20 protein-coding genes are annotated in these 21,969 nt (G+C 66.9%); 14 read left to right on the top strand and 6 right to left on the bottom strand.

Annotated features, from left to right (window positions below; genetic code table 11):
* Positions 1-4 precede the first annotated feature (4 nt).
* Positions 5-559, bottom strand: coding sequence for a hypothetical protein (locus H7J93_RS12135; RefSeq protein ID WP_267306530.1), 555 nt, complete (start codon positions 557-559; stop codon positions 5-7).
* A gap of 741 nt (positions 560-1,300) precedes the next feature.
* Between H7J93_RS12135 and H7J93_RS12125 the strand changes: the two genes are divergently transcribed.
* From H7J93_RS12125 to H7J93_RS12095, 7 genes are all read left to right on the top strand, one after another.
* Positions 1,301-1,645, top strand: coding sequence for a heme-binding protein (locus H7J93_RS12125; protein WP_267306528.1), 345 nt, complete (start codon positions 1,301-1,303; stop codon positions 1,643-1,645).
* Between the two features lie 46 nt (positions 1,646-1,691).
* Positions 1,692-2,465 (top strand): HAD-IIA family hydrolase, encoded by a 774-nt coding sequence (locus H7J93_RS12120; RefSeq protein ID WP_267306527.1) that lies wholly within the window; start codon positions 1,692-1,694, stop codon positions 2,463-2,465.
* Complete coding sequence (locus H7J93_RS12115; RefSeq protein ID WP_267306526.1) at positions 2,462-3,127, top strand: hypothetical protein; 666 nt, start codon at positions 2,462-2,464, stop codon at positions 3,125-3,127. The genes H7J93_RS12120 and H7J93_RS12115 overlap by 4 nt, the downstream gene beginning before the upstream one ends.
* A 5-nt stretch (positions 3,128-3,132) precedes the next feature.
* On the top strand, positions 3,133-4,050 hold the full coding sequence (locus tag H7J93_RS12110; protein WP_267306525.1) for an arginase family protein: 918 nt from the start codon (positions 3,133-3,135) through the stop codon (positions 4,048-4,050).
* A 12-nt stretch (positions 4,051-4,062) separates the two neighbouring features.
* Positions 4,063-6,231, top strand: coding sequence for a thiamine pyrophosphate-dependent enzyme (locus tag H7J93_RS12105; RefSeq protein WP_372507862.1), 2,169 nt, complete (start codon positions 4,063-4,065; stop codon positions 6,229-6,231).
* A gap of 113 nt (positions 6,232-6,344) precedes the next feature.
* Positions 6,345-7,544, top strand: a complete 1,200-nt coding sequence (locus tag H7J93_RS12100; protein ID WP_267306524.1) for a CoA transferase — start codon at positions 6,345-6,347, stop codon at positions 7,542-7,544.
* Positions 7,541-8,344: an acyl-CoA thioesterase gene (locus H7J93_RS12095; RefSeq protein ID WP_267306523.1), complete on the top strand. Its 804-nt coding sequence runs from the start codon at positions 7,541-7,543 to the stop codon at positions 8,342-8,344. The genes H7J93_RS12100 and H7J93_RS12095 overlap by 4 nt, the downstream gene beginning before the upstream one ends.
* Before the next feature lie 16 nt (positions 8,345-8,360).
* Here H7J93_RS12095 and H7J93_RS12090 read toward each other — a convergent pair whose 3' ends face one another.
* From H7J93_RS12090 to H7J93_RS12075, 4 genes are read right to left on the bottom strand one after another with little or no spacing between them, the layout of a single operon-like run.
* Positions 8,361-10,856 carry an AMP-binding protein gene (locus H7J93_RS12090; protein WP_267306522.1) on the bottom strand — a complete coding sequence of 832 codons (2,496 nt, stop codon included), beginning with the start codon at positions 10,854-10,856 and terminating at the stop codon, positions 8,361-8,363.
* Complete coding sequence (locus tag H7J93_RS12085) at positions 10,853-11,896, bottom strand: ABC transporter ATP-binding protein (RefSeq protein WP_267306521.1); 1,044 nt, start codon at positions 11,894-11,896, stop codon at positions 10,853-10,855. The genes H7J93_RS12090 and H7J93_RS12085 overlap by 4 nt, the downstream gene beginning before the upstream one ends.
* Positions 11,893-13,470 carry an ABC transporter permease gene (locus tag H7J93_RS12080; protein ID WP_267306520.1) on the bottom strand — a complete coding sequence of 526 codons (1,578 nt, stop codon included), beginning with the start codon at positions 13,468-13,470 and terminating at the stop codon, positions 11,893-11,895. The genes H7J93_RS12085 and H7J93_RS12080 overlap by 4 nt, the downstream gene beginning before the upstream one ends.
* Positions 13,471-14,487, bottom strand: a complete 1,017-nt coding sequence (locus tag H7J93_RS12075; protein WP_267306519.1) for an iron ABC transporter substrate-binding protein — start codon at positions 14,485-14,487, stop codon at positions 13,471-13,473.
* A gap of 213 nt (positions 14,488-14,700) precedes the next feature.
* Here H7J93_RS12075 and H7J93_RS12070 point away from each other — a divergent pair, with 213 nt between their 5' ends.
* On the top strand, positions 14,701-15,051 hold the full coding sequence (locus tag H7J93_RS12070; RefSeq protein WP_267306518.1) for a heme-binding protein: 351 nt from the start codon (positions 14,701-14,703) through the stop codon (positions 15,049-15,051).
* 87 nt (positions 15,052-15,138) lie between these two features.
* Positions 15,139-15,918, top strand: a complete 780-nt coding sequence (locus H7J93_RS12065) for a DUF899 domain-containing protein (protein WP_267306517.1) — start codon at positions 15,139-15,141, stop codon at positions 15,916-15,918.
* On the opposite strand, the gene H7J93_RS12060 is transcribed toward H7J93_RS12065, so the two are convergent.
* Entirely contained in the window at positions 15,841-16,659 is an 819-nt protein-coding gene (locus tag H7J93_RS12060; protein WP_267306516.1) for a DUF1206 domain-containing protein, read from the bottom strand. The two genes, H7J93_RS12065 and H7J93_RS12060, sit on opposite strands and share 78 nt — an antisense overlap.
* A gap of 131 nt (positions 16,660-16,790) precedes the next feature.
* Here H7J93_RS12060 and H7J93_RS12055 point away from each other — a divergent pair, with 131 nt between their 5' ends.
* The 5 genes from H7J93_RS12055 to H7J93_RS12035 all read left to right on the top strand — a co-directional run bounded on the left by H7J93_RS12055 (position 16,791) and on the right by H7J93_RS12035 (position 21,962).
* The gene (locus H7J93_RS12055) at positions 16,791-17,213 is read left to right on the top strand and encodes a YraN family protein (RefSeq protein WP_267306515.1); all 423 of its coding nucleotides are present in this window, start codon (positions 16,791-16,793) and stop codon (positions 17,211-17,213) included.
* Positions 17,213-18,724 carry a YifB family Mg chelatase-like AAA ATPase gene (locus tag H7J93_RS12050; RefSeq protein ID WP_267306514.1) on the top strand — a complete coding sequence of 504 codons (1,512 nt, stop codon included), beginning with the start codon at positions 17,213-17,215 and terminating at the stop codon, positions 18,722-18,724. Before H7J93_RS12055 ends, H7J93_RS12050 begins: the two co-directional genes overlap by 1 nt.
* The gene (gene dprA / locus H7J93_RS12045) at positions 18,721-19,860 is read left to right on the top strand and encodes a DNA-processing protein DprA (RefSeq protein WP_267306513.1); all 1,140 of its coding nucleotides are present in this window, start codon (positions 18,721-18,723) and stop codon (positions 19,858-19,860) included. Before H7J93_RS12050 ends, dprA begins: the two co-directional genes overlap by 4 nt.
* Positions 19,861-19,926: 66 nt before the next feature.
* A complete protein-coding gene (locus H7J93_RS12040; protein ID WP_267306512.1) occupies positions 19,927-20,778 on the top strand; it encodes a siderophore-interacting protein in 852 nt (283 codons plus the stop codon).
* Positions 20,779-20,801: 23 nt separating this feature from the next.
* Positions 20,802-21,962: a lactate 2-monooxygenase gene (locus H7J93_RS12035; RefSeq protein WP_267306511.1), complete on the top strand. Its 1,161-nt coding sequence runs from the start codon at positions 20,802-20,804 to the stop codon at positions 21,960-21,962.
* The last annotated feature ends 7 nt before the right edge of the window (positions 21,963-21,969 follow it).

Genomic DNA, 21,969 nt, shown 5'->3' with positions numbered 1-21,969 from the left:
GCCACTACTGCATCTGGTCGAGCATGGTCGAAAAGGCGGCCTTCAGGCGCAGAGCCTTCTTGACCTCGTCAGCGGTGACGTAGGGGTACTCGCCGTACTCCAGGAAGCTTGGAACCTGATGTGCTCGCACGAACTTCACGAACGCCTCCGGGTTCTCCTTCCAATCCTCCGGGAAGCCTTCGAGGTTGGTGAACACGGTGGTGATACCGGTCGCGCTGAAGAGCGCGACCGCGTCCTCGGTGTACTTGTCGAAGTCGGTGTCGAAGATGCCCTGGTACTGGAAGTGCAGACCCGAACCGATATCGAACAGCTGCCAGCGTAGGTAATGGAGGCGCAGTGGTGCCAACGCGTCGGGACTCGCGGCGATCGTGTCTTCGATGGTCTTGCCGTACGCCCGCACCGCCTCCTCTCGGCCCTCCTTCACCTTCGCGATGATCGAGAAGCCATAGCACGCCGGTGTGCGTGGAAAAGTCGGTCCGTAGCGGCCCCGCTCCAGCTCGAAGTAACCCTCCTTCGGGATGGCCATCGCCGCCGGTTTGGCCCATTTCGGCTCGCTCATAACCGATCGCCCCCTCTGAAATCTGTGCCGAGTGAGCGGACAGTAGCACCGGCACGGTGCACGAGGATGGCGTTTGGGAAGCGCCCTCTACGAGGCGGATATACGAGAGAATGCGACGAATTCGCGATGCGCAGAGCAACCGTGAAAAGGCGAGGAAATCCTCATCTCTCCCTGCCTCGTTGTCTTGGCAAGCACTTGAAGAATTAGATGCCGGAACCAGCCGACGAGCGAAATGCACATCGCAGGACAGAATGGCAATTTCGCTGCTATTGCGCGATCAGGCGAAATAGGCTCCGAGGTACCCGGCGCGCTACTCGCACATTCCGGCGGCGAGCCACCCGGCCGATGGAGGGAGGCAGCCGTGAAATTGCTCCGCCAAACCGCTTTATGGGGAATCGCCTTAACACTGGCGTCGGTGGGGGTGGTCGTGTCCGACGCCCCGCCGGCCTTGGCTGACTGCACGAACGCCGGCGCCGCCACCGTCTGCGCACAGGGCACAGTGCGCGGCGGCGGCCCGACTGCTCCGCAGGCCGGTCCGGTCTATCCCGGGTATTGCGCCGACCCCTGGTACTGCAGTGACGACTGGGGTATCGACATCAGCCTTGGTCGGCCCGGGCGCCCGGGCGGACCCGGGGGCCCAGGTGGTCCTGGAGGTGGAGGAGGCATCGGCCCCCGCTGAGCATTGTCGTTGATTTGCACCGTCGTTACAGTCCGATTGTCCATTCAAGCAAGGAGCGTCAGATGTTGTCTCGCAGTGTGATAGGCGCCGGCATGATCGCCGGTGCGATGATCTTCGGCACCGCCGGTACGGCGGCCGCCGATCCACCGAACTGCACGGCCGCCGATCTGGCCGGCGTCATGGCCGGCGTCTCCGCCGGTACGTCGTCATACCTGTTCACCCACCCGGATGTGAACGCGTTCTTCACGGGTCTGAAGGGCAAGAGCCGGGACGAGATGAGCACCGAGATCCAGACATATTTGGACGCGCATCCACAGGTCCGCGACGAGCTGCGCGCCGTGCGGCAGGCGGCTGCTGACTTCCGCGATCGCTGCAACGCGCCGCTGCCCGACATGCCGATGGGGTAGCGGCCGGAATCACGACGGACGGACCTCGGCCTGACAGACTGGACGGGTGCGCGCCTCCCCGCAGTGCTGGCTCACCGACATGGACGGCGTACTCGTCCGTGAGGAACACGCCCTACCCGGCGCCGCCGAGTTCCTTCAGCGGCTGGTCGACAAGAAGCGTCCATTCCTGGTCCTGACGAACAACTCGATCTATACGCCGCGGGATCTGTCGGCGCGGCTGCTGCGCTCCGGTCTGACCGTGCCCGAGTCCTCTATCTGGACGTCCGCGCTGGCCACTGCGACATTTCTGTCCGATCAGCTGCCGGGCGGGTCGGCGTACGTCATCGGCGAGGCCGGCCTCACCACGGCGCTGCACGCCGTCGGATACACGCTGACCGACATCGAGCCCGACTTCGTCGTCCTCGGTGAGACCCGGACGTATTCGTTCACGGCCATCACCACAGCGATCCGGCTCATCCTCGGCGGCGCGCGGTTCATCGCCACCAACCCCGACGTCACCGGACCGTCGGCCGAGGGGCCACTGCCCGCGACTGGTTCAGTGGCGGCGATGATCACCAAGGCCACCGGGCGGGAGCCGTACTTCGTCGGCAAACCGAACCCGATGATGTTCCGCAGCGCGCTGAATCGGATCGAGGCGCACTCGGAGAACACCGTCATGGTCGGCGACCGGATGGACACCGACGTCGTCGCCGGTATCGAGGCCGGGCTGGAGACCATCCTGGTGCTGACGGGTTCGACCACGGTCGAGGACATCGAACGGTATCCGTTCCGGCCGAGTCGCGTACTGCCGTCCATCGCCGAGGCGATCGACCTCGTGTGATCCCCGTCGAACTGTCCTCGCAGGTCGTCGCATCGCTGCGGCAGATGCGGGACCGTGGCGAGCAACCGGCGCGCTGCCACGACGGCGTCATCCGCAGCGCGATCGCCGGAGCAGTGCGCCGACTGGTCGAGGGTGGGCTGAGCGACGGCGTACGCCCGTGGGATCTCCTGGAATTGCAGCGCCGGGCCGCAGGCCTGGGCGACGTCTCCGCGGCGACGGCGGTGCGCGTCGACGCGGACGTGTTGCTCGCCGAACTCGCTCCCGGCGGTGAGCGGATCGTGTTGCGCGGAGTCGATGACGCTTGGCGGCTGGTGCGGTTCACCGACGGCGACGATGCCAGCCTGCGGCCGGAAACGACGCGCAGTGTCTCACTGCACGGCTCGGGACCGGACGCGGTACTGGCGGCGCTGGGTATCGCCAAGCCCGACGGCATCGAGCTCGAGTATTCGTCTGAGGACCTGGGGCAGGGCGAAACGGAGTATCGGCACGGCTATCGGTGGACCGACGACGTCGGTCGCTCGGTCGTCGCGGAAGAGATCAAGAATGAGATCTTCGACGGCGCCACACCGTATTCCACGTATCTTCGGGGTGTGGTCATCGACGGCGACCGCGGAGTCCTGTTGACCGGCCGCGACGGCAGTGCGTTGATCATCGAGGGGTGAGGGGAATGCCCGATATCGAACTGGTCGGGGTGCCATTCGACGGCTACGGCCGTGCCGGCAACCAGGCCAGGGCCGCACTCGTGCTGCATGATGCCGGGCTCGCCGACGCGTTCGACCATCACCACGTCGTCGACCACCACCTCGAACTGCCCGAGCCGGATCCCCGGCGCGGTGCATCGACCACCCTGATCAACGAACCCGCGCTGCTCGCGATGACCGATGCGCTGAACGTCCGGGTCGGAGAGGCGGTCGCGGCGGGGCGGTTCCCGTTCGTCTACGGGGGCGACTGTTCGTCGCTGTTCGGGATCGTGACCGGCCTTCGTGATCACGTCGGCGACGTCGGGTTGGTCTTCATCGACGGACACGAGGACACCATGCCGCTCGACGTGTCCGAGGACGGTGAGGCGGCCAACACCGAGATCGGCCTGCTGCTCGGCTTGACCGGGCGGCTGCTGACCGGGGGCCTGGGCGATCGGCTGCCCGCGCTGCAGCCCGACCATCTGTTCGTGCTCGGTCCCCGGGACGACGCCTGGAGACGGCGGTTCAACGTCGGCACCCTCGCCGACAGTGGCGTGTGGGTGGCACCGCTCGCGGAGGTGGCCGACGATCCTGTGGCCGCAGGCCGCGAAGCGATCACCGAACTCGCCGGTGTTGTCGACCGATGGTGGTTGCACATCGATCTCGATGTGCTCGATCCGGTCGAGTTTCCGTCCCAGGGGCTGCCCGACGTCGACGACGAGCCCGGTGGACTGACGTGGGACCAGCTGACCGATCTCGTCGTATCGCTGTTCGGTTCGCCTGCGCATTGCGTGGGAGCAAGCTTGGCCATCTACGACCCGGATCAAGACGACGACTACGCCGATGCGGCGAAGATCGTCAATTTCGTCCGTAATGCATTGGCCCGCAAGACAATAAGCCCTTAGCGCAGGAGACACGTGGCCGAACCCATCGACGAATATTTCACCGCGACGATCTCGGGGATGAGCGAGTCGGCGCACGAGCGGCCGGGAGATGAGCTACCCGTCCGGGACGGGTCGTCGCTGACGGTGCGCGCAAGCCTGGCGCTGTTCGACGCCGCGCTGGGCAGTCGTCATCTCGATCTCGCCGCACGATACCTGCGAGCGCAGGGCAAGGGCTACTACACCATCGGATCGTCCGGCCACGAAGGCAATTCCGCGGTGGCGGCGGCGTTACGGCCAACCGATCCCGCGCTGCTGCACTATCGGTCCGGAGCATTCTTTCTGGCGCGCGCCGGTCTCGACGGGCTGAGGGATGTGCTGCTCGGATTGGTCGCGGCGACCGATGAACCGATCGCGGGTGGACGCCACAAAGTGTTCGGACGCCATGACCTGCACGTCATTCCGCAGACGTCGACCATCGCGTCGCACCTTCCGAGGGCGCTCGGTGTCGCGTTCTCCATAGCCCGCGCCAAGAAGCTCGGGGTGACATGCGCATGGCCGGAGGACGCGATCACGGTGTGCAGCTTCGGCGACGCGTCGGCGAACCATTCCACCGCTGTCGGCGCGGTCAACGCCGCACTGCACGCCGCGTATCAGGGCGTGCCGATGCCGCTGCTGTTCGTCTGTGAGGACAACGGGATAGGCATCAGTGTGCCCACACCCCGTGGCTGGATCGAGCAGATGTTCGGCAGCCGTGACGGTTTGGCGTATTTCTCGGCCGACGGATCGGACGTCGCTGCGAGCTTCGATGCGGCGACCGCGGCTGCCGAGTGGGTAAGGACCCGTCGGCGTCCTGCGTTCCTACATCTGCGGACGGTACGGCTGATGGGCCACGCCGGATCGGACTACGAGCCGGCGTATCGCAGTGCCGAGGAGATCGCCGCGTCCTACGGCCGCGATCCGGTGGTGTGCACCGCGCAACTGTTGATCGAGCGCGGTGTGTTGACACCTGGGGCAGCTCTGGAGCGCTATGAAGCGATGCGCGCCAAGGTCATCGAGATGGCCGATGAGGTCAGCGGACTGCCTCAATTGGACAGCGCCCAAGCGGTGATGGAGCCGCTGCGAACCGCGCACGATGAAGTGGTGGCGGCCGCTCCCGTATCACTGGTCGCCTCTGTCAGGGCCGGCGACGCGGATGCGCCGATCACCCTCGCGGCCGCGATCAACCGTGCGCTGCACGACATTCTGGACCGGTATCCAGAGGCGATGATCTTCGGAGAGGACGTCGCCCGCAAGGGTGGCGTGTACGGCGTGACGCGTGGACTGCAGGCGGCGACCAGTTCGGCGCGGGTGTTCGACACGTTGCTCGATGAACAGTCGATCCTGGGGTTGGCACTCGGGGCCGGCGTGTCGGGACTGCTGCCGATTCCTGAAATCCAGTATCTCGCTTACTTCCACAACGCGGCCGACCAGATCCGCGGCGAGGCGGCGACACTGCAGTTCTTCTCCAACCGGCAGTACCGCAACCCGATGGTCGTCCGGGTGGCCGCCTACGGGTACCAGAAGGGCTTCGGCGGCCACTTTCACAACGACAACTCCATCGCGGCGATGCGCGACATCCCCGGCGTCGTCATCGCATCGCCCGCGCGTCCGGATGACGCCGCTGGAATGCTGCACACGTGCGTTGCCGCGGCGCGAGACGCGGGCGCGGTGTGCATCTTCCTGGAGCCGATCGCGCTCTACCACACGCGGGATCTGCACGACGACAACGACGGCGGTTGGCTCGCACCGTACCCAGAGTCGGGCATCGCGGTGGGGCGGGCGCGGACGTACGGCGAGGGCACCGATCTGACGATCCTGACGTTCGGCAACGGCCTTCGAATGAGCCTGCGGGTCGCGCGCAGGCTGGCGTCGCTTCACATCGATGTGCGCGTCGTCGACCTGAGGTGGTTGGCGCCGCTGCCGGTCGAGGACATGCTGCGGGAGGCCGAGGTCAGCGGGCGGGTGCTCATCGTCGACGAGACGCGCGAGACCGGCGGCGTGGGCGAGGGTGTGCTGGCCACGCTGGTGAAGCACGGTTTTGCGGGGCGGCTCGATCGCGTCGCGAGCAAGGACAGCTTCATCCCGCTCGGCGACGCAGCACTGCAGGTCCTGCTGTCGGAGGAGACGGTCGAGGCGGCCGCGATAAAACTGGTGCGCTCCTGATGGGTCTCTCCCCCCAGCTGCGCCGAGACTGCAGCCAGATCGCGATTCGACGTCAAATCGCGATCTGGGAACAGTCTCGCGGGGTGTGCGTCGGCCCTTGATAACTTGACCGGGTGAATTCGGACCCGACCCGGCCGCTGGCCGGAGTGCGCATCGTCGAGATCTCCAGTTTCGTCGCGGTGCCGCTGGCCGGGATGACGCTGGCCCAGCTCGGCGCTGAGGTGATTCGTGTCGATCCGATCGGCGGAGCGGCGGACTACCACCGCTGGCCGCTGACCGCCGACGGCGAGAGCATCTACTGGGCGGGGCTCAACAAGGGCAAACGCTCGGTCGCCGCCGATATGCGCTCGCCCGAGGGTCAGGAGCTGGTGCAGCGACTGATCGCGGACAGCGGCGTGCTGATCACCAATGTCGCAGGGCGGCAATGGCACTCCTACGAGACCCTCACGCAGCGGCGCCCGGACCTGATCCACGTCGAGGTGTCCGGCCGAGCGGACGGCGGCACGGGCGTCGACTACACGGTCAACGCGTCGATCGGCTTTCCGTTGGTGACCGGTCCGCCGGAACTCGCCACCCCGGTCAATCACGTACTGCCCGCATGGGATGTCACCTGTGGGATCTACACGGCGCTGGCCGTCACAACCGCGCTGCGGCACCGCGATGCGACGGGGCAGGGGCAGCGGATCAGCATTCCGCTCGAGAACGTCGCGCTCGCGACGGCAGGCAATCTCAGCTTCTTCACCGAGGCGATGATCAACGGCACCGAACGTCAACGCATCGGCAACTCGGTGTACGGCCAGTACGGGCAGGACTTCACCAGCAGCGACGGCGCCGCCTTTATGATCGTCGCACTCACGGGCAGGCATTTCCGCGATCTGACCGAGATCACTGGGACGGCCAAAGCCGTTGCCGCGCTTGCAGAGACGCTCGGTGCAGACTTCACCGACGAGGGACATCGATACGAGCATCGCGATGCGTTGTTCGGGCTCTTCAACGAGTGGTTCTCGCAGCACACCGCGGAGGAGATCACCGACGCCTTATCGGCGAGCTCCGTCCTGTGGGAGCGGTACCGTACATTCGCCGAGGCGGCGCGCGGCGAGCGGGTGACAGCCAATGCTTTGTTCACCCCGCTCGACCAGCCGCGCATCGGTGAGTACCTGGCACCGGGACTGCCCATGGCGATCGGCGGCGTCTATCCGCCTGCCGTGGCCGCACCGGCACTGGGTGACGACACCGTGGCGGTGCTCGAGGAGTGGCTCGGGTTGAGCCAGGCCGACATTGCACACCTGACCGACGCGGGCACCGTGAAATGAGCACGCTGCTGGCGCTGCTCGACCTGCAGCCCGGCGACGCCGAGGACACCTGGATCGGCGCGGCGAGTGGCCCGGAGGGAAAGCGTTCGTACGGTGGTCAGTTCACCGCGCAGAGCCTGGCCGCGGCGTGCCGGACCGTCGACGCCGACCGCATGCCCACCAACATGCACCTGCAGTTCCTGCGCGGCGGCGAAGCCGGCGATCCCGTCGAGTACACGGTGACAAAGGTTTTCGACGGCCGGACCGCAGCAGCACGCCGGGTCGACGCCAGGCAGGGCGATCGGCTGTTGACCACGGCGACGGTGTCGTTCGCCGTCGAGCTGCCGGGCCCTGAGCACGGCTCACGCTCGGTGATGCCGCATGACCCTGACGGCCTTGCGCGGACCGGCCCGGCGGGTCCGGCGCCGTCGATGCCGCTGGACGAACTGGACATCAGGATCGCCGATGAAGAGACAGGGCAGGACTTCGTCCGCCGATTCTGGTGGCGGACAACGGCTGCGCTTCCTGACGACCCGCTGATGCACACCCTGGTCGCGACGTACGTCACCGACGTGTACATGATCGATCCTGCGCTGCAGGTGCACGGCCACTCGATGAGAGCGCGTACGCACCGCAGTGGCACCACGGACTCGTCGATCTGGTTTCACCGTCCTGTGCGCGCCGACGAGTGGAACCTGCTGGAGACAACCTCACCGGCCGCCGCGCGAGGACGTGGCGTCGTCACAGGCAGCCTGATCCGTGCCGACGGAGTCATCGCTGCGACACTGGCGCAGGAAGGTCTCATCGCCGAACGCGACTGAGCGGCACCAGGAGGTGTCAGGTCTGGCTGACTGCCGTGCCGCGGCGCGACGCATCGGAGCTGAGCGAACCGAACCGTCCGCGAAGCCGTCGGCGCAGCACCGTCACCAAATACGTCAGCAGCACACCCACGGCCAGGGATGCGAGTACGCCGAGCGCGGGATGGCCGTCGAACAACGCATAGACCTGATAGTGGACCAGATACGTGTACAGCGACGCCTCCGCCAGCACGCCGGTCGCGACCGTCAACACCGATGGGCACCGGATCGTCGGCAACCAGATGACCAGCAGCAGACCGCCCATCACCATCAGCTCGCGCAGGGTGTTGCCGAAATAGCCGTGCAGGCTGACGATCAGCACGACCGACACCGCGACCCGCTGCAGTGTCGTCGTCGCCTTCGACGCTGCCCACCCGATTGCGAAGAACCAGAACGCCAGCATGGTGAACCACGCATCGCGCCCCAGGTCCAGGCCGAGGATGTCGTACCGCAGCGCCAGACCGATGACGAGGAACACGACAGCGACGGTGAAGGGGAGGCGGCGTTCGAGCCGATCCATCATCGGCAGCCAGAACACCAGGGTCAGCAGGATCAGCGTCCACACCAGTACCTCGACGAACCACAGTCGGCCCGCGGTCATACTGTCGTGTGGACCGAGGAACTTGTTGGCCAGCAACAGATTTGTCCACGTGTAGTGGTCGGTCAGCAGCAGCGCGATCATGACCCACAACACCGACGGCGCCGCGATCCACGCGATGGTGTTGCCCAGATGGCGCACGCGGTCGTTGCGCGGCGCGGGCGTGAGGCAGAAGCGGCCGAAGTTGTATCCGGCGATTCCCAGCAGCAGATGCGCGCCACCCCACAGTTCGAACAGCTCGGCGTGGGTCCCGACGATGAGCACGATCGCCGCCGCGCGAAGCGCGACACTGGTCTCCAGGGTCGCTAGCCAGCCGCGGCGCGGCGGCTTGGAGATGGTCTCGAGTTCCCGGATGGGCATGCGCTGCCACTCGGGCGGCAGCTGACCGATCGCTCGCTCCAGCCGCACCGTCATCATGACGTACGACAGAGAGTTACCGCCGAGGTCGATGAAGCTCGCATCGGGATCGATTGCGACGGGCTCGATCTGCAGCACGTCTGCGAACAACCCGCGCAGATCCGTGGCCTGGAGCTGCTCGGTCCTCCGCGTGAGCCGGCGCACGGTCTCGTAGTCCGGTTTGCCTGAGGGCAACAGTGGCAGTTCGTCGACGGCGACGGCGCGCACGGCGCCCGCCGGCACCCCCGCGGCCTCGGCCGCAGTCCGCTGGATTTCGCGGTCGTCATGCCGTCCTGCGGCGGCGACCAGGATCAGGTCGTCATCGTTGGTGCAGAAGGCGGGCATGCCGTCGGCGCGCAACGCGGCCTCGACCTGTCCCAGATCGATACGCAGGCCGTACATTTTGACGAACCGGTTGTTGCGGCCCACGATCTCGTACAGTCCGTCGGGGCCGCGTCGTGCGATGTCGCCGGTGCGCAGCGTCTCCACCGTCTTTCCGAGTTTCAGGTCGTCTGGTCCGTGTGCGTAGCCCATCATCACGTTGGGGCCGCGGTAGACGAGCTCGCCGGTGTCGTCGTCGGCCCAATCGTCCACTGGTTCGATCGTGAATGATCCGTCCCGGATCGGGCGGCCGATCGAATTCGGTCGGGACAGCGCGAGTTCAGGTGGCAGATAGGACATTCGGGCGGTCGCCTCGGTAGCGCCATACATCACGAACAGCTCGAAATCCGCGTCGCGCGCGAGTTCGGCGAATCTGCGCACCCGCTCGGGCGGCATTCTGCCTCCGGCCTGTGTCACGTACCGAAGGTGGGGCAGGTCAGCAGCGTCGAAACCGACGCTCTCCAGCAGCTCGAAGGTGTAGGGCACGCCCGCGAACGAGGTCCCGCGGTGTCGGCGGAAAAGCTCCCAGAACTCCTCGTCGACCACAGATCGGTCGGTGAGGATCAGACTCGCGCCGACGAGCAGGTGGCTGTGAATCACCGACAGGCCGTAGCAGTACGACATCGGCAGCGTCGTTGCCGCCCTGTCGGTTTCGCGGATACCGAGGTATTCGGCGATGACGGTGGCGTTGGCGACGAGATTCTGCTTCGACAGCCGCACCAACTTCGGTGAGCCCGTAGTGCCCGAGGTGGACAGCAGCAGCGCGAGATCGTCGTGCAGTGGACGCTGGTCATGATTGCGGTGATGGATACCGTGGTCGTCGATGACGATGTCGGGAGAGTACGTCGCGTCGATGGCGGCGTGATCACGACGCGCATCGACCGGTAACACGACATGGCCGGCCGCCAGCGCGCCCAGATAATGCACCAACGTCGGTATGTCATTGCGGGTTTCGAGAAGTACGAGGCGACGCGCACCGCGGAGCACACCGGCCGCCTCCGCAACGCGCTCTGCGAGCTGAAGGTACGTCAGTTGCGCGGTGTCGGTGAGCACCGCGATGCGTTCACCGTGGCCGCGCAGGTGGTCGACGAGCGTGCTCATGTGAAGACGACTCCGGTGCCCACCACCTCGATACGCACCTTCGCGTCGATACGCGGGGGATCAAGGCTGGCCTGGCGCACGACAATCGGTTCGACGTCGCCCGCGGGATCGATGGTCAACAGGACGTCGTGGCCGAGGAATTCGACGGCCATGACCCTGCCGACGCCGTCGAGCTGCTCGCTGTCCGAAACAGCCTTCGCCACAAGTTGTTCGGGTCGCAACAGCAGCGTGCCCGGACCGTCTTCGGCACGCACCGCCACCCGTCCGATCGCGCACTCGGCCATTCCGGACTCGACGACGCACGGCAGCGTGATGCTGTCGCCGAGGAACTCGGCGGTGAAGCGGTCGTTCGGCTGCCGGTACACCAGCTGCGGTGAGCCGACCTGAGTGAACCGGCCGTCACGCATCACCGCCACCTGGTCGGCGATCGACAGCGCCTCCTCCTGGTCGTGGGTCACCAGCAGTGAGGTGACGCCGGCTTCGGCGAGCAACCCGGCGACCACCTTTCTGGTGGACGCGCGTAGACCGGTGTCCAGCGCACTGAACGGCTCGTCGAGCAGCATCAGCACCGGCTGTCGGGCCAGCGCACGGGCGAGGGCGACGCGCTGTTGCTGGCCGCCCGAGAGCTGGTGCGGCCGGCGTGCGGCGAATGATCGATCGAGAGAGACGGTTTCGAGCAGTTCGTCGACGCGGCGGCGCACCTTGTCGCGACTTTCGCCGCGAATGCCGTAGGCGATGTTCTGCCCGACGGTCAGATGCGGGAACAACGCGCCGTCCTGTGCGACGTAGCCGACGCTGCGCAGGTGCGGTGCCACGGCGCGTCCCGCACCGGCGACCTGCCTGCCGTCGATGGTGACGGTTCCTTCGTCGGGGGTCTCGAAGCCCGCGATCAGACGCAGCAGCGTGGTCTTTCCGCAACCCGACGCACCGACGACCGCGGTCGTGGTGCCCCGTTCCAGTCGCAGGTCGATGTGATCCAGCACGACATGGCCGTTGAACGACTTCGCGAGTCCTCGGACGTCGACCATTGGTTCGGTCACAGAGCGGCCACCTTCATCGACTGGCGGAACAGCAGAACGGTCACGGGTATGGCCAACAGCACCAGCACCAGTGCGTACGGCGCGGCTGCGGCGTAGTCGAGTTCGCTGCTCCACGACCAGAACATCATCGACAACGTTCGGGTACCGGTCGGTGCGAGCAGCAGGGTTGCGGTCAATTCGGTTGCCACGGCGACGAATACCAGGGAGGCCCCCGCCGCGGCGGCGGGTGCGGTGAGGCGCAGCGTCACACGGAGGAACGTCTCTGTCGGCGACGCGCCCAGCGACCGGGAGGCTTCCTCCAGGCTCGGCGGCACCTGGGCCAAACCGGCTCGCACGTTGACCAACGCACGCGGCATGAACAACAGGACGTAGGCGAACACGATCAGCGGAACACTTTGGTAGAGCGGTCGCGCGTAGTGGATGGCGACCGTCACCAGCGCGAGCGCGGTGACGATGCCCGGCAGAGAGCTGGTGACGTAGTTGGCGCCCTCGACGGCGCGGGCCAGCACGCCGCTGGATCGCACCGCGACCCATGCGACAGGGAAGGCCAGCACAGTCGTGATGACTGCGGCCGCGCTCGCCAACCCGATCGTCTGGGCGAGCGAGTTGCCGAGTGCGGAGAAGTCCCACACGTCGACCCCGCCGATCCACAGCCAGCGCAGCAGCGTCCACACCGGAACGCCGAGCGCCAGGACCGCGAGGGAGGTCAGCGCGGTCAGCGCGGGGATTGTGCTGCGGCCCAGGTGGTTCGGCGTCGCAGTGCGTGGCGCGCCCGAGCCGATTCTGGCGAACCGGATCTTGCCGCGGGCGGTCGCTTCGACGGTGAGCAGCACCAGACACAGCAGAACCAGCACGCCGGCGAGCATGCTCCCCGCCGCACCGTCGAACGTGACCTGGAACTGCTGGAAGATGGCGACGGTGAAGGTGTCGAAGCGGATCATCGCGAACGCCCCGAATTCCGCGAGCAGATGCAGCGAGACCAGCAGTGCGCCGCCCAGGATTGCCAGCCGCAGCTGTGGCAGGACCACGCGGAAGAACACACCCACCGAATCCGAACCGAGCGCACGCGCGGATTCCTCGACGGCGGGATCGAGCCGGCGCAGGGTGGCCGCCACGGGTAGATACATGAACGGGAAGTACGACAAGGTGGTGATCAGGACTCCCGCCCACAGTCCGTGGATCGACGGGATCACACCGACCCACGCGTAGCTGTTGACGAACGCTGGGACCGCCAGTGGCGCAACGAACAACGGACGCCAGAACCCTCGACCCGGGAGGTCGGTTCGTTCGGTCAGCCAGGCGACACCGACACCGATCAGTACGCACAGCGGCACCGTGACGAAGACGAGCGCGACGGTGTTGATCAGCAGTTCGCCGACTCGCGGCCGGACGACCAACTCGTAGGCGCGCGTCCACCCGACAGACACCGTGCCCCACACCACGTAACCGAGTGGAATGCAGGTGGCGGCAACGAGAATCGCAACCGTCGCCGAAACCAGTGGACCCGGCCTCGCGGTCGCTTCCGACCGCGAGGTTTCAACCGCGGGCGCCGGGACGGGGGGAGCAGCAGTCACCTACAGCAAGCCCGCCTTCGTCATCAGATCCGTCACCAGCTGAGAGTTCAGCATCGACGGGTCGACCGCGGGTGCCTGCAGCGAGTCCAACGGCGGCAGCGCGGGATTGGCGGGCACCCCGCTGGCGACGGGGTATTCGAACGACGTGCCCTTCTCCAGCACCTCCTGGCCCTTCTTGCCGGTGATGAACCGGATGAACTGCTGGGCCTGATCCTTCTTCTTGCTCGACTCGAGCACGCCGCCGCCGGACAGGCTGACGAATGCGCCCGGATCCTCGTTCTTGAAGTAGTGCAGCGCCGTATTCGCGCTCATCTCTTTGGTTTTCGACTGATCGCGGAACCAGTAGTAGTGGTAGATCACCCCGCCGTCGACCTCGCCCGCGTTGACGGCCTTCAGCGTGGCGATGTTGTCGCTGTAGAGCGTCGCGCCGGACTTCATCGCCGCGAGCCATTTCGAGGTTTCGGCTTCACCCTTGAGCTGCAGCAGCGCCGCGACGATGGCCTGGAAGTCGGCCTTCGTCGGTGGGGCGCCCCAGCGGCCCTTCCACTCCGGCAGCTGCAGGTCCAGCAGCGACTTCGGCAGTTGGTCAGGCTGCAGCTTGGAGGTGTTGTAAACGAAGACGGTGCTACGCGCCGCGACGCCGGTCCACTTGCCGGTGGCCGGGCGGTACTGCGCAGGAACCTGATCGAGGGTGGCGGAATCGAGATCGGCGAACAGCCCCGCCTTCTCGACGGCGGCCATGGCAGGGGAGTTCTCGGTCAAGAAGACATCGGCGGGAGACTCGGCGCCCTCGGCGACCAGCTGGTTGCCCAGTTCGGTGTCGCCACCTTGGCGGTACGTGACCTTGATGCCCGTCTCTTCGGTGAACGCCTCGATCCACTCTTTGGTCAGCGACTCGTGCTGGGCGTTGTAGATCAGTAGCTCATCGCTCTCGTTGGAACTCGAGCAAGACGTCGCGGCGAGGACCACGGCAGCAGTTGACAAGAGTGCAGCGAACCGGCTCCAACGAGGGCGCATCCAGGTGGTCCTTCCCGCGCCGGCCCGGCGCTATTAGCTGAGGGTTACCTAATGAACATACCCTGTGACCACGCGGTTCCGGTCGGGTCCCGACGTGATTGCTGTGCTGAAACGCTGCGGCGTGTCCGCCCGCGATGGGGCGGGTACGTTAGCCCTCATCCGTCGACCAGAGGACACCCAATGATGAAGTCAGCCCACCCCAGACGTCGAGTCATGACCACGATCGCCGTCGCGGCGCTCGGGGCGTCCGCGGTCATCGCCGCGCCTAATGCCAGCGCAGCCGACTGCACCGCCAGCGGGCTCGCCAGCGTGGCCGGCGGCGTGCTCGCGGAGGCCGGTGGCTACCTCAGCGGGCACCCCGGCGCCAACGACGTGTTGACCGCGGCGGCCACGCAGCCGCCGGACGTGGCGCGCAACAACGTGCGAGGCTACTTCACGGCCAACCCCGGCGAGTTCCTGGACCTCAGGAGGATCGCGGGACCGCTTCAGGACCTGCGTAACCAGTGCGGCATCGCGATCACACCGGGCCAATTCGCGACGCTTTTCGAGGCGATGCAGGTCTGACGCCGCGCCGTCGTTCGGTGGCCGATGAGTTTCGGTGGCGGCGCGAGTCGATCCATTGAGAACATCCGGTACATCGAAGGGACAGGCATGACTACTCAGGCGGCGACTACTCAGGCGACGACAGCGGGTAAACCGCCGGTGGTCGACATTCATACGTGGCGCGCTGAGCTCGCCGAGCTGAGGAAGAGGGAGAAGGCGGCGACCCGGGAACTCGACGCGATCGCGGCGGCGCGCAGGCGGCTGCCGATGGTGAAGATGGACGACTACACGCTGACCGGTGCGAACGGTCCGATCCGGCTCGTCGACATCTTCGACGGTCGATCCCAGCTCATCGTCTACCACCACATGTGGGAGAACGGTGCGGAGTGGCAGTGCGGTGGCTGCACTGGTTTCACCTCGCAGTTCACCCGGCTCGAGTTCCTCGCCAGCTACGACGCCCGGTTCGTGATCGTCACAAACGGTCCCATCGATGAGGCGCTGGCCTATCGCTCGAAGGTGGGCAATCAGATGGAGTGGTATTCCTCTGCCGACAGTTCGTTCGGCGCCGACGTCGACGCCGGGCCCAACGAGGGCTTCGGGATCAACGTCTTCCTGCGCGACGGGGACGCGGTCTACCGGACATGGCATACGAACGGCCGGGGGAGCGAACAACTCGGGTACACGTTCGGGTTGATCGACATCCTGCCGTGGGGGCGTCAGGAGGAGTGGCAGGACTCACCCGAGGGCTGGCCGGCCGGGCCGACGTACGCGGGCTGGCTCGACAGCCCAGATATCGCGCGTGCCTATGGCTCACATGCGTCCGAAGCGGGCGCGAACAAAGCTGTAGGCGCCGAACGCGGCGATACCCAGAGCCGCGAGGATCAGTAGAAACTTGCCGAATGGAGCCTGGCCGAGGGTCTTTACCGCGGCGTCGAGTCCGGCCGCCTTCGATGGATCGGCCTGCAGGGTTGCGACGATCACCAGTAGGCCCGCGCCGGCGAGCACCAGCCCCTTGGCCGCGTAGCCACTGATGCCGACGGCGGTGATGCCGGCGCCGCCGTCGACGCGGAGATCCTTGATGAACTTCTTGGACACGCCCTTATAGACGTGGTAGCCGCCCACGCCGATCAGGCCGAGTCCCACCGCGACCAAGAGGGACTTTCCCCAGCCGGATTGCATCAATTGCGCGCTGAGACCGGCGTTCTGCTGGCTGCTCTGCTGACCGCTTCCCATGGCGAAGCGGGCGGCGGACAAGGCGATGGCGAAGTTGACGATCGCCAGCCCGAGCGACTTGGCACGCTTCCATGCAGGTGTGTCGTCCCGGTTGGGCCCTGAGCCCTCGCCGGGCTTGGATCCGACGATCGCCTCGGCGACTCGCCAGAGGCCAAGCGCGACAAGGCCGATCGCGGCCACCCACAGGATCACCGCGCCTCCGGTCTGACCGGCCAAGGTCGCCAAGGCGCCGGACTGGTCGGCGTTACCGCCGGACCCGAAGGCAATGCGGAGGACGATGTATCCGACCAGCAGGTGCAGCACTCCGCTGACGGCGAAGCCTGCGCGAGCGGTGTATTCGAACGCATCGCTGTCGGTCGCACGGTCCGCTACGCCGTGCAGAGTCTTGTCGGCCATGCCGTCGTGTACCCCATGGTTGACGGTGGCGAAACTTTGCGGCTGTGGATGAGTTGGCGGTTGGGGATAGGTCGGGGATGCGCGGGCCCTGACTGCCGCGGGTTGTCGGGGCTGCCTCGCACGGTGTGCTCATGACATCTGGGAAGACATCCGCGACGACCTCCGGGACCACGGCCGGGGGACCCCGCGCCTCATGGACCCGCGCCGAAATCGGCGCACTCGGCGAACGATTGGCTGTTGAGCATCTGCAGTCGTTGGGGCTGCGGGTGCTGACGCGGAACTGGCGCTGCCGCTATGGCGAACTCGACATCATCGCGGCCGACGACGCTGCCCGCATCGCGGTGTTCGTCGAGGTGAAGACCCGCACCAGCGACCGGTTCGGAGGAGTCGAACAGGCCGTCACCCCGGAGAAGGTGCGCCGGCTGCGACGGCTGGCCGGGCTGTGGTTGGCCAGGCAGGACGCCAAATGGTCCGCGGTGCGCATCGACGTCGTCGGCGTGCGGATCGGACGGCGGCCCATCCCCGAGATCACCCATCTGCGAGGTGTCGGCTGATGGCGCTGGGGCGAGCGTTCTCGGTGGCCGTTCACGGCCTCGACGGGCACATCGTGGAGATCGAGGCCGATATCACTTCGGGGTTGCCCGGCGTGTATCTGGTGGGGTTGCCCGACGCCGCGCTGCAAGAGTCGCGGAACCGAGTGCGCGCAGCGATCACCAACTGCTGCAACGACTGGCCTCAGGCGCGGCTGACGTTGGCATTGTCACCGGCCACGTTGCCGAAGATGGGTTCGGTATTCGACATTGCCCTGGCGCTCGCCGTGATGGTCGCGCAGAGCAAGGCGGAATGGCCGCGGCTGGAGAAGACGGTTCTGCTCGGTGAGTTGGCGCTCGACGGCCGGGTGCGGCCGGTCAAAGGGGTGTTGCCTGCCGTGCTCGCGGCCAAGCGCGCGGGATGGCCGACCGTCGTAGTCCCCGTAGACAATCTCGCCGAAGCCGCCCTGGTGGACGGCGTTGACGTCAGAGGCGTGCGGACGCTGCGCCAACTTCGGGACTGGATCACGGGGAAGGCGCAACTCGAGGAGTCGGTCGCCACGTCGTCCCCTGCCCCGTCTCCTTCGGCGGACCTGGCCGACGTGGTTGGTCAGACGCAGGCCCGATACGCGGTCGAGGTCGCAGCCGCAGGTGCGCACCATTTGATGCTGACAGGTCCGCCAGGTGTCGGTAAAACGATGCTGGCGCAGCGGCTTCCGGGATTGTTGCCTGCACTCAGCGAGAGTGAGGCGCTCGAGGTTACGGCCATCCATTCGGTGGCGGGCCTGCTGTCGAGCAGTACGCCGTTGATCACGCGGCCACCGTTCGTGGCGCCGCACCACACCTCCAGCGTTGCGGCGATCGTGGGCGGCGGCAGCGGGATGGCCCGGCCAGGAGCGGTCAGCCGTGCCCATCGCGGGGTGCTGTTCCTCGACGAATGCGCGGAGATCGGCGTCAGCGTCATGGAGGCGTTGCGAACTCCGTTGGAAGACGGTGAGATTCGGCTGGCTCGCCGCGATGGCGTCGCGCGCTATCCGGCACGGTTTCAGTTGGTGCTGGCCGCCAACCCCTGTCCGTGCGCGCCTGCCGACCCGCGAGACTGCATCTGTCCGGGACACGTGAAGCGGCGGTATCTGGGCAAGTTGTCGGGTCCGCTGCTGGATCGGGTGGACCTTGTCGTCGAGATGCACGCGGAGCGCGCCGGTGCGTTCAACCTGCAGGAGGGCGAATCCACCGCGGTGGTGTGTGCCCGCGTGGCCGAGGCCCGCGCGGCTGCGGCGGAGCGTTGGCGGCCATACGGTATCCGCACGAATGCCGAGGTGCGCGGACCATTGTTACGCAAGGAGTTCCGGCTGCCCGCGAAGGTGATGCAACCGCTCAGCAGTGCGCTGGACCGGCGGCAGATCAGCATGCGTGGTGCGGACCGCTGTTTGAGGGTCGCGTGGACTCTGAGTGACCTGGCTGGCCGAACGTCGCCGGTGCTGGGGGACGTCAACACCGCACTGAGCTTCCGGCAGAACGGCGGTGCGCGATGAGTGATGAGATCTCACGGGCGTGGGCGTACCTGTCACGGGTCGCCGAGCCGCCTTGTCCGGAGTTGCTCGCACTGGTGCGGCGGGTCGGCCCCGTCGAGGCGGCCGATCGTGTCCGCACCGGGAAGGCCGAAGATGACGCTTTGGCTCGAAGGGTCGACGCGCGGCGCCAGATCGACTGTGCAGCAGACGATTTAGATGTGTTGAATCGTATGGGGGGACGGCTGATCACCGCCGACGACGCCGAATGGCCGTTGTTGGCGTTCACCGCATTCCGCGGGGCGGACGACCGGCTGCGCGCCCAGGCGCACGAACCGATGGTGCTGTGGGCTGTCGGGCCTGCGCGCCTCGACGAGGTGTCCTACCGCGCCGCCGCGATCGTCGGTACCCGCGCCGCGACCGCCTACGGCGACTACGTCGCGGCCGATTTCGCCGCGGGTCTGGCCGCTCGGGATGCCGCGGTCGTATCGGGCGGAGCCTTCGGAATCGACGGCGCCGCACACCGTGCCGCACTGGCGGCCGACGGAGTGACGGTCGCGGTACTCGCAGGCGGTGTCGACGTGCCGTATCCATCCGGGCATGCCGCGATGTTGCGACGGATCCGCGAGCAGGGCCTGGTGGTCAGCGAGTATCCACCTGGCGTGCGGCCGGCGCGGCACCGCTTTCTGACCCGCAACCGGTTGGTCGCCGGCCTCGCGGGCGCCACCGTCGTCGTCGAGGCCGGCGCGCGCAGCGGCGCGGCCAACACCGCGGCCTGGGCCCGTGCGCTCGGCCGCGCGGTGTGTGCGGTGCCCGGCCCGGTGACGTCGTCGGTGTCGGTGGGATGCCATGCCCTGCTGCGCGCCAACGCACACCTGGTCACCCGCGTCGAAGACATCGTCGAACTGATCGGGCGCGTCGGCGAACTCGCCCCCGACGAGGAGCGCCCGACATCCGCGCTGGACGGACTGGACGATACGGAGAAGCGTGTCTACGACGCGTTCCCGGCCCGCGCCGCTCGCACGGTCGACGAGATCGCGGTGGCCGCCGGTGTGCCCGCGACGCAGGTGCTCGGTCCGCTGGCGGTACTCGAGCTCGGCGGTTTGGTTGTCCGCCGTGATGGGAAATGGAAGCTGGCTCGACCGGTTGAGCCGGTATGAGGTAGCCGACCTCCACTGTGGGGGCCCTCGTATCCTCGACAAGGTGAATTGACGACGGGAGGAACCGTGGCAGGACGGCCGGTGCACACGTTCGAAGTGGTGCGTACCGAGCAGCTGACCCCGCATCTCACGCGGGTGGTGCTCGGTGGTGACGGCTTTGACACGTTCACCCCCAACGATTACACCGACGCATACGTCAAGATCGTGTTCGTGCCCGACGGGGTCGACGTTGCCGCGCTGCCACAACCGCTGACGTTGGACAGCTTCAAGACGCTGCCCCCTGAACAACAACCTCCCGTGCGCACGTACACGGTTCGGCGGGTGGACGCCGAGCGCCGCGAGATCGCCATCGACTTCGTCGTGCACGGCGAGCACGGGGTCGCCGGGCCGTGGGCCACCTCCGCCGTCCCTGGCCAACCGGCCTATCTGATGGGGCCGAGCGGAGCGTATGCCCCTGACCCGGCGGCCGACTGGCATCTGCTGGCCGGCGACGAGGCAGCTATCCCGGCGATCGGTAAGGCGTTGGAAGCGTTGCCGGACAACGCGATCGGCCAGGTGTTCATCGAGGTGGCCGGCCCGGAGGACGAAGTCGAACTGACCGCGCCGCCGGGAGTCGACATCAAGTGGATCTACCGGGGCGGTCGTGCCGACCTGGTGCCCGAGCAGCAGGCCGGTGATCACGCGCCGCTGATCGATGCGGTCAAGGGCGCGCCGTGGCTGCCCGGTCAAGTACAGGTGTTCGTCCACGGGGAGGCGCAGGCCGTGATGCACAATCTGCGGCCCTACATCCGCAAGGAGCGCGGCGTGGACGCCAAGTGGGCGTCGTCGATCTCCGGGTACTGGCGGCGCGGTCGCACCGAGGAAACCTTCCGGCAGTGGAAGGCCGAACTCGCGAAGGCAGAACAGGCCACCGCGTAACCCCGGACTGGCACGCTAGCCGGATGGCGTACAGCGATTACGAGTTCGAGATCTACCTCCAGGGTCTGTCCGGCGTCCTGCCGACGCTTCCGATGTCGTTCGCGGAGTTGGAGGCCAAGGCGCAGGCCGCGATGTCGCCCGGGATGTGGTCCTATGTCGCGGGTGGTGCGGGTGATGAGCGGACTCAGCGCGTCAACGTCACCGCCTTCGAGAACTGGGGTTTGATGCCCCGGATGTTCGTCGGCGCCGCCGAACGCGATCTCTCGGTCGAGTTTCTCGGGCTCAGCCTGGCGTCGCCGGTGATGCTGGCGCCCGTCGGGGTCATCGCCCTGTGCGCGCAGGACGGGCACGGTGACCTGGCCACCGCGCGTGCCGCCGCGAAAACCGGCGTCCCGATGATCGCGTCGACCATGACCGCCGATCCGATGGAGGACGTGGCCGCCGCGCTGGGCGACACTCCGGGGTTCTTCCAGCTCTACACACCGAAGGACCGCGACGTCGCTGCCAGCTTCGTGCACCGCGCCGAGGCCGCCGGGTTCAAGGGCATCGTCGTCACCCTGGACACCTGGATCCCCGGGTGGCGGCCACGCGACCTGGCTACGTCAAACTTTCCCTTCCTGCGTGGCCACTGCCTGGCGAACTACACCACCGATCCGGTGTTTCGCGACAGTCTCGACCAGCCGCCCGAAGAAAATCTGCAGGCGGCGATCATGAAGTGGATTTCGGTCTTCGGGAATCCGCTGACGTGGGACGACCTGCCATGGCTGCGCTCCCTGACCACGCTGCCGATCCTCCTCAAGGGCATCTGCCATCCCGATGACGTGCTGCGCGCGAAAGACGAAGGCGCCGATGCGATCTACTGCTCCAATCACGGCGGCCGGCAGGCCAACGGAGGGATACCCCCCATCGACTGCCTGCCCGATGTGGTGGAGGCCGCCGACGGGATGCCCGTGTTGTTCGATTCGGGCATCCGCAGCGGCGTCGACATCGTCAAGGCGATCGCGTTGGGCGCCTCGACGGTGGCGATCGGCAGGCCCTACGCATACGGCCTCGCCCTTGGCGGGGAGGACGGCATCGTCCATGTCCTGCGGTCACTGCTCGCCGAGGCCGACTTGACCATGGCGGTCGACGGGTACCGGTCGCTGAAGGAACTGACTCCCGACACGTTGCGGCGCGTCACCTGAATCGCAG

This window comes from Mycobacterium barrassiae (genome assembly GCF_025822765.1).
Classification (GTDB): domain Bacteria; phylum Actinomycetota; class Actinomycetes; order Mycobacteriales; family Mycobacteriaceae; genus Mycobacterium; species Mycobacterium barrassiae.
This window is presented reverse-complemented; position numbering and strand designations above follow the sequence as displayed.

Excerpts from the sequence above, each read along its gene's own strand:
- H7J93_RS12135 (WP_267306530.1), bottom strand. The coding sequence starts at position 559 with ATGAGCGAGCCGAAATGGGCCAAACCGGCGGCGATGGCCATCCCGAAG.
- H7J93_RS12125 (WP_267306528.1), top strand. The coding sequence starts at position 1,301 with ATGTTGTCTCGCAGTGTGATAGGCGCCGGCATGATCGCCGGTGCGATG.
- H7J93_RS12110 (WP_267306525.1), top strand. The coding sequence starts at position 3,133 with ATGCCCGATATCGAACTGGTCGGGGTGCCATTCGACGGCTACGGCCGT.
- H7J93_RS12095 (WP_267306523.1), top strand. The coding sequence starts at position 7,541 with ATGAGCACGCTGCTGGCGCTGCTCGACCTGCAGCCCGGCGACGCCGAG.
- H7J93_RS12090 (WP_267306522.1), bottom strand. The coding sequence starts at position 10,856 with ATGAGCACGCTCGTCGACCACCTGCGCGGCCACGGTGAACGCATCGCG.
- H7J93_RS12075 (WP_267306519.1), bottom strand. The coding sequence starts at position 14,487 with ATGCGCCCTCGTTGGAGCCGGTTCGCTGCACTCTTGTCAACTGCTGCC.
- H7J93_RS12070 (WP_267306518.1), top strand. The coding sequence starts at position 14,701 with ATGACCACGATCGCCGTCGCGGCGCTCGGGGCGTCCGCGGTCATCGCC.
- H7J93_RS12065 (WP_267306517.1), top strand. The coding sequence starts at position 15,139 with ATGACTACTCAGGCGGCGACTACTCAGGCGACGACAGCGGGTAAACCG.
- H7J93_RS12060 (WP_267306516.1), bottom strand. The coding sequence starts at position 16,659 with ATGGCCGACAAGACTCTGCACGGCGTAGCGGACCGTGCGACCGACAGC.
- H7J93_RS12055 (WP_267306515.1), top strand. The coding sequence starts at position 16,791 with ATGACATCTGGGAAGACATCCGCGACGACCTCCGGGACCACGGCCGGG.
- H7J93_RS12050 (WP_267306514.1), top strand. The coding sequence starts at position 17,213 with ATGGCGCTGGGGCGAGCGTTCTCGGTGGCCGTTCACGGCCTCGACGGG.
- dprA (WP_267306513.1), top strand. The coding sequence starts at position 18,721 with ATGAGTGATGAGATCTCACGGGCGTGGGCGTACCTGTCACGGGTCGCC.
- H7J93_RS12035 (WP_267306511.1), top strand. The coding sequence starts at position 20,802 with ATGGCGTACAGCGATTACGAGTTCGAGATCTACCTCCAGGGTCTGTCC.